This is a genomic window from Streptomyces hainanensis, from assembly GCF_004348415.1.
Classification (GTDB): domain Bacteria; phylum Actinomycetota; class Actinomycetes; order Streptomycetales; family Streptomycetaceae; genus Streptomyces; species Streptomyces hainanensis.
On the sequence record NZ_SMKI01000433.1, the window covers coordinates 1 to 6,539 of the forward strand.

5 protein-coding genes are annotated in these 6,539 nt (G+C 75.2%); 4 read left to right on the forward strand and 1 reads right to left on the reverse strand.

Features of this window, described 5'->3' with window-relative positions:
• Window positions 1-167 precede the first annotated feature (167 nt).
• Both E1283_RS39145 and E1283_RS29235 read left to right on the forward strand, forming a co-directional pair.
• Window positions 168-1,649 carry a cytochrome P450 family protein gene (locus E1283_RS39145; protein WP_243745187.1) on the forward strand — a complete coding sequence of 494 codons (1,482 nt, stop codon included), beginning with the start codon at window positions 168-170 and terminating at the stop codon, window positions 1,647-1,649.
• Complete coding sequence (locus tag E1283_RS29235) at window positions 1,634-2,773, forward strand: cytochrome P450 (protein ID WP_132821180.1); 1,140 nt, start codon at window positions 1,634-1,636, stop codon at window positions 2,771-2,773. Before E1283_RS39145 ends, E1283_RS29235 begins: the two co-directional genes overlap by 16 nt.
• A gap of 57 nt (window positions 2,774-2,830) precedes the next feature.
• Here E1283_RS29235 and E1283_RS29240 read toward each other — a convergent pair whose 3' ends face one another.
• Window positions 2,831-4,252 (reverse strand): pectate lyase family protein, encoded by a 1,422-nt coding sequence (locus E1283_RS29240; protein ID WP_132821181.1) that lies wholly within the window; start codon window positions 4,250-4,252, stop codon window positions 2,831-2,833.
• A gap of 134 nt (window positions 4,253-4,386) precedes the next feature.
• On the opposite strand from E1283_RS29240, the gene E1283_RS37590 reads away from it, so the two are divergent.
• The gene (locus E1283_RS37590; protein WP_165956290.1) at window positions 4,387-5,403 is read left to right on the forward strand and encodes a WD40 repeat domain-containing protein; all 1,017 of its coding nucleotides are present in this window, start codon (window positions 4,387-4,389) and stop codon (window positions 5,401-5,403) included.
• Window positions 5,400-6,539, forward strand: a 1,140-nt coding sequence (locus E1283_RS37595) for a WD40 repeat domain-containing protein (protein ID WP_481906708.1), incomplete at its 3' end; no start/stop codon positions are given. The genes E1283_RS37590 and E1283_RS37595, both read left to right, overlap by 4 nt.

Here is a 6,539-nt window from a genome sequence, read left to right on the forward strand (position 1 = left end):
ACCCCCACCCGTCGCGACGCGCGTAGCCCGTCACCACCCCGCCGGATCCGCCGGGGTGGTGACGGGTCACGCGCCGACGACACGGCCGCTCACACCGAGCGGACAGCCGATAACGAATCCGTAACCTTCGGTTGCCTCGCCGGGCTCGTCACTGAAGGCTGATCACCGTGTCAGAATCCGTCTCAACTTCCGTCTCGACCACGCCGATCGGCGCTGCGTGGCCCGAGCGGACCACGCCGTGGCCGCCGCGCAGCGCGCCGCTCTTCGGCCCCGAGTTCACCCGGGACCCGCTCGCCTACTACGAGGCCCTCCGCCGGGACTTCGGGCCCGTCGCCCCGGTGACGCTGGACGAGAGCGGCGCCTTCCGCGGGTACCTGGTGCTCGACCACGTGTACCAGCTGGAGATCCTGCGCAACCAGGGCCAGGTGTGGGCGCGGGACTCCCGGTGGTACCGGGACCTCGCCGAGGGCGCGTTGCCGCTCGACCATCCGCTGGTCCCGCAGTTCGCGTACCGCCGCAGCCGTCTCAACGCCGAGGGCGCCGAGCACACCCGGATGGCGGCGGCGGGCAACCAGGCGTTGGGCGAGCTCGACCTGGTCCGCACCCGCGACCTCGTCGAGGACCTCGCCCACCAGCTGGTCGACGCGTTCCTGCCCCGCGCCGACGCCGACGAGGCCGACGGGGCGGCACCGCCGCCCGAGGCGATCGAGGTCGACGTCCTCGCCGCGTACGCGCTCCAGCTGCCGTTGCTGGTGATGATGCGGCTGATGGGCATGGACGAGGGCGCCGCCCTCGCCACCGGGAACGCGATCCACGAGATGCTGAGCGGCGGGCCGGGCGCCCAGCGCGCCGCCGCCGAGCTCGACGAACTGATGCTGGCCCTGGTCACCGGCAAACGGGAGGACCCGGGGCCCGACCTCGTCTCCTGGATCCTGCACCACAACCGGGACTCCGGGCTCGACGAGCACGAGCTGCGGGAGGAGGTGTGGCTGCAGATCGTCGCCGGCCGCGGCGCGAGCACCACCTGGATCTGCAACACCCTGCTCGAACTCCTCAGCAACGACGACCTGTACGCGGACGTCCTCGCCAACCGGTGCTCGATGGACGAGGCGATGAACCACGTGATGTGGGTCAACGCCCCGATCCAGAACCTGTTCGGCCGCTGGGCCACCCAGCCCACCAGGATCGGCCCCTACCGGCTCGACGTGGGCGACATGGCCATCGTCGGCCTCGGCGCCTCCGGCATGACGATGCGCTCGGCCGGCCTCGACGTCTCCCGCACCAACAACGCCCACCTCGCCTGGGGCGGCGGCAACCACGGCTGCCCCGCGCGCGACCTGGGGCGGCTGATCGTCAGGACCGGCCTCGAGGTCCTGTGGGACCGGCTGCCCGGGATCGACCTGGCCGTGCCCAGGGAGAAGCTGACCTGGGACCTGCCGTACGTGGCGCGCTCCCCGGCCGCGCTGCCCGTGACCTTCCCCCGCCCGTCGGCCGAGCCCAAGGACGCCACGCGATGGACAGCCAGCAGCACCCCGTTCACCTCGAGCCCGCCCCCGGCGACCTCCACGGAGGAGAGGGAGCGGCCCTCAGAGCGGCCGGGCCGGTTGCCCAGGTGGCGCTCCCTGGTGGCGTGGTGGCCAAAGCGGTAACCACCCGCGAGACGGCCTCCCTGGTGATGAGCGACCCGCGCTTCGCCAAGGACATCGAGCACTGGGGCGCCTACCGGCGCGGCGAGATACCCGGCGACTGGCCGCTGCTCTTCATCGTCGAGGGCCGCGGCCTGCTCACCACCGACGGCGAGACGCACCGCCGGCTCCGGCTGCCCGTCCAGCGCGCCATCTCCCCGCGCCGCGTCAAGGAGTTGCGGCCACGGGTCGAGGGGATCGTCGAACGGCTGCTGGCCGACCTCGCCGCGCGGCCGGCCGGCGTCGAGACCGACCTGCGTACCGCGTTCGCGCTGCCGCTCCCGCTCGACGTGATCTGCGACCTGCTCGGCGTCCCCGAGGACGGCGCGCTGCGGCTGGAGTTGCACGAGCTCTCGGCCGCCGCGATGAACTCCGAGGCCACCGTCGCCGAGGTGCGGGAGACGGTGGGGCGGCGCTTCCCCGCGGTGCTCGGCGAGCTGATCGAGCGGAAGCGGGCCGCCGGCGACCGGGACGACCTCACCATGGAGCTCGTCGAGGCGCTGGACGCCGGCGAGTTGAGCGTCGCCGAGGTCATCGGCAACCTGGTGGTCACGATCATCGGCGGCCACGAGACCACGGTGAACCTGATCTGCCACGCGGTCCGCGGCCTGCTCACCCACCCCGAGGCGCTCGCCGCCGTCCGCGCCCGGGAGGCGGCGGGCGAGGACCCCTGGTCGGACGTGGTGGAGGAGGCGCTGCGGTGGGAGTCGCCCACCCGGCACATCATGTTCCGCTACGCCACCGAGGACGTGACCGTGCCGGGCGGGGCGGTGATCCGGGCGGGCGAGGCGGTGCTCGTCCCGACGCCGGCCATCCAGCGCTGCCCCTACACCTTCCCCGACCCGGACACCTTCCGGCCCGGGCGCCCGGAGGCCGGCCGCCACATCGCGTTCGGCGTCGGCGCCCACCGCTGCCCCGGCGCTCCGCTGGCCAGGCTGGAGGCCGAGGTGGCGCTGCGGCGGCTCTTCGCGGACTTCCCCGACCTGGCGTTGGTCGACCGGGCCCCGGTCCGCGTCCCCTCGCTCGGCATCAACGGCCACCGGGAGCTGCCCGTGGTGCTGCGTCCCGGCACCGGCACCGGCACCTGACCGCCGGCCGGGTCCCGGCACCGACCGGTGCCGGGACCCGACGGGCGTCGGCCCGCCTCACGACCAGGGCACGGCGAGCCGGCCCGAGCCCGCCAGGGCCGACACCGTGGCCCGCACCGCGCGCGGATCGCGCTGCGGCCGGTAGTCGTACACGTCGGCCGGCCGCCAACCCACGTCCGTGGTGAACTCGCGCAGCGCCCACTCCGGCGGCTCGGGCAGCGCCCGCGCCTCGGCGGCCCTGACCTCGAACTGCCGCCTGGCCACGGCGTTCAGGTCGGCCGGCCGACCGCGGAACCAGGAGCCGCGGTCGAGGAACCGGTGCCCGTTCAGATTGGCCAGCGCCACCTCGGCCGAGGCGCCGGGCCCCGAGTAGTCGAACGCGTTGTACTCCGACACGATCGCCGACTCGAGACCCACACCGATCCCGTAGAGCATCGGATAGTCCGGGTGGTCCGTGGCGCCCGTGAAGTAGTTGTTGTACGCGTGCACCTGGCCGAAGCGCACCCGCGGGCTGCGCTGGGCGCTGTCCGCGAACAGGTTGTGGTGGAACGTCATCCGCAGCCGGCCCCGGTCCCGGTCGCCGCGGCCGTCGCCCGAGCCGATCAGCAGCGTCTTGGAGTGGTCCGTGAAGCGGCTGTAGGAGACGGTGACGTAGTCCGTGCCGTCCTCCATGTCGAGCAGCCCGTCGTGCCGCTCCACCGGCTCGCCGTGGAAGCCGGTCGGCGCCTCGCCGTTGGGGTGGCGGCCGTCGCCGAACGTGCAGTGGTCGATCCAGACGTTGGTACCGGTGACCACGGAGAACGCGTCGAACCTGGCGTTCCACGCGCCGTCCTCGCCGTCCCACGGGTCCCAGGACGGGAAGTGGTCGACGGGCGCCTCGAACTCCAGGTTGCGCACGACGATGTCGCGCCCGGTGTTGATGGTCAGGTTGACGCCCAGCAGCCGCGCGTCCTGCCCGAGGCCGAGCAGCGTCGTGTTGCTCGGCACCGTCAACTGGATCTGCCGCTTCTGGGCGTTGGACCCGGTGACGCGCAGCCGCCGCTGCTCGCCGCACCACGGGTGGCGCGCGTCGCTCCACTCGGTGCCCTCGGGACCGAAACAGGCCATGTAGCGCTCCAGGTCCCAACCCGGCGCGTAGTCACCGGCGTCCAGCAGCCGGCCGTCGTCCGTCTCGTTGCCGGCGATGTCACCGCGCACCAGCACGATCTTGGGCGCCGTGGGGTCACCGTGGTTGGCCAACGCCTCGACCAACTCGGCCCGGGTCTCCACCACATGCACACTGTCCGGCGCCGCGCCCGCGCCACCCGTGGTGCCCGCGCCGGCCGCCGCCCACCCCGTGGGGCCACCGACTGGCATGGCAGCGAGGAGCGTCGACGATGACGCGGCGACACCGTCGTGCGCCGCGGCGGGGCCGGGGCCGAGCGTCAACACGCCCGCGAGCGCGGCGGCCAACAGGGGGCCGGCTGGGTTCTTTCGCATATGCCCCAGTCGCCGCCCGACCCCCGGAAGGTTGCCGAGCGACACCCCACGACCGCCGCACCTTGGCGATTCCGTTGCCAGAAGGTTGCCGAACGCCGCCCGTACCGTCGGCGACGCGGTCTAAGGTCCCTGCCATGGCAGTTCGGCACCTGTGCGCCCCCGGGGACCTGGACACCCGCCGCCCGCTGCCCGGGCGGCCGGCCGCCGCGCAGCGGGTGGCCGCCGTCGCGGCCGGCGACGGGCTGCGCCGGGTCGCCGTCGCCACCGCCGCGCCCTGGTTCCACGGCCTCGGCGAACTGCTGCTGCTCGACGCCGAGTCGGGCGGCCCGCCGGCGCCGCTGCCGCCCACCGTGCGCCGCCCGCACCCCGGGCTGGTCCGCGACCTGCTGCTCAGCCCGGACGGCGGCACACTCACCGTCGCGCTCGGCGGCACCGAGGAACAGCACATCGGCCAGCTCGTCCACTGGTCGCTCGACGGCCCGACCGAGCGCTGGCGCCGCTCGCTCGGCCGGCCACGGGACACCGGCCTCGGCGACGGCGCCCGCCCCCAACTCGCCGCCAGCGCCGACGGAACCACCCTCGCCTGCGCCGACCGCGGCCGCCGCGGCGTGCTGGCGCTCGCCGCCGCCGACGGCCGCCGGCTGCTCGACCCGCCGGCACTCGCCGGCAGCCCCGCCCTCGCCCTCGACCGGGACGGCGGCCGGCTCGCCTACCAGGACCCGGCCGGCATCGCGGTGCTCGACCTCGCCACCGGCCGCGCCGAGACCAGGACCGTCGGCCTCGACTGGTGCGGTGGCCTGGCGTTCAGCCCGGACGGCGACACCCTCGCCGTCCTCGGCGAGGCGGACGGGGTGGCCATGGCCGTGCTCCTCGCCGTCGGCGCGGGCATCGTGGACCGGCGGGCCCTCGGCCCGCTGCCCGCCGAGGCCCGCCGGCAGTCCGTCCGTCCGGTCTGGGCCGCCGCCGGCGCCCGGGCCGCCGTCCGGACCGGGCGCACCGTCACCGTCTGGGACGTGCTGACCGGCCGGCCCCTGCACGCCGTGTCGGAGCTCGGCCGATCCACCGCCTGGACCCTCGCCACCGACGGCCGCGCCCTGGTCGTCGCCACCCCCACCGAGATCCGCGCCCACGAGCTGGAGCCCAGCCCATGACCGTGGCGCCCGACGCCGAGATCCACGCCCTGCTCGCCGCCCGCCCCGACCAGGCCGGCTGGCAGCGGCTCTGCGCGCTGCTCGAACTCCTGCCGGGGGACCACATCGCCGGCCTCACCCCCGAGGTGCTGCGCTGGCCGGCGGCCCAACGCCCGATGCCCGACCACTGGTGGGCCCAGTGGGTCACCGGCGACGTCCGCCCGCACCACGCGCTGGCCGGCACCCGCCGACTCGGCCGGCTGGACAGCGTGGAGACCGGCACCGTGCCGTCCCCCGTCGCCGACGACTGGGCCGACGAACTGCCGGAGGAACCGGACGACGACCGGGCGGGCGGGGCGGACGACTGGCCGGACGACCCCGCCGACGACCAGGCGCTCCCGCTGGACGGCGGCGCCTACTTCTACAACGGCGTCACCGCCGTCGGCGCCCCGCCCGGGCTGCGCTGGATCGCCCTGGCCGCCGCCGCCGAATGGCACCACGACGGCGGCGACATCGTCCGCTGGGACACCACCCGGGACGCCCCGCTCGTCCGCTACCTCGACGGCGGCGACTACCACGACGAGGCGTACGACCTCCAGGTCAGCCCGGACGGCGCGACCGTGGTCACCGCCGTCGAAGGCGGCTGGCGCGCCTGGTCGGCCCGCACCGGCGAGCCGCTCTGGCGGATCGTCCCCCGCACCGCCACCGCCACCGCCACCGCGGACCGGGTGGGGGACGACGAGCCCGCGCTCGACGACGGCTGCCTCAGCATGGACGACCTCGTCCGCTTCGCCTTCTCCGCCGACAGCCGCCGGCTGGCCGTCGGCACCGGCAGCTCCGACGTCGTCGCCGTCGTCGAGACCCTCACCGGCCGGGTGCTGCTGCGCGTCCCCGAAGGAGAGGACGCCTTCGGCCCGGTCGCCCTCGACGCCACCGGCCGGCTGCTGCTCCACGCCGGACCCGCCGGCCGGGTGGTGCTGCGCGCCGTCGACGGCGGAGCCGTGCTGGCCACCGCCGACACCGGGCTCACCACCGTGGCCGCCCTGGCCTTCGCCCCGGACGCCGCCGGGGTCATCGCGGTCGGCCAGCGCCTCGTGCAGCGGCCGGACGGCCTGGCTGGGCAGCAGCAGTTCGTGCTCGTTGCGCAGGTACTGCAT

What these genes read in the sequence shown, in the direction of transcription:
- E1283_RS29240 (WP_132821181.1), bottom strand. Translation starts at nt 4,252, where the DNA reads ATGCGAAAGAACCCAGCCGGCCCCCTGTTGGCCGCCGCGCTCGCGGGC.
- E1283_RS37590 (WP_165956290.1), top strand. Translation starts at nt 4,387, where the DNA reads ATGGCAGTTCGGCACCTGTGCGCCCCCGGGGACCTGGACACCCGCCGC.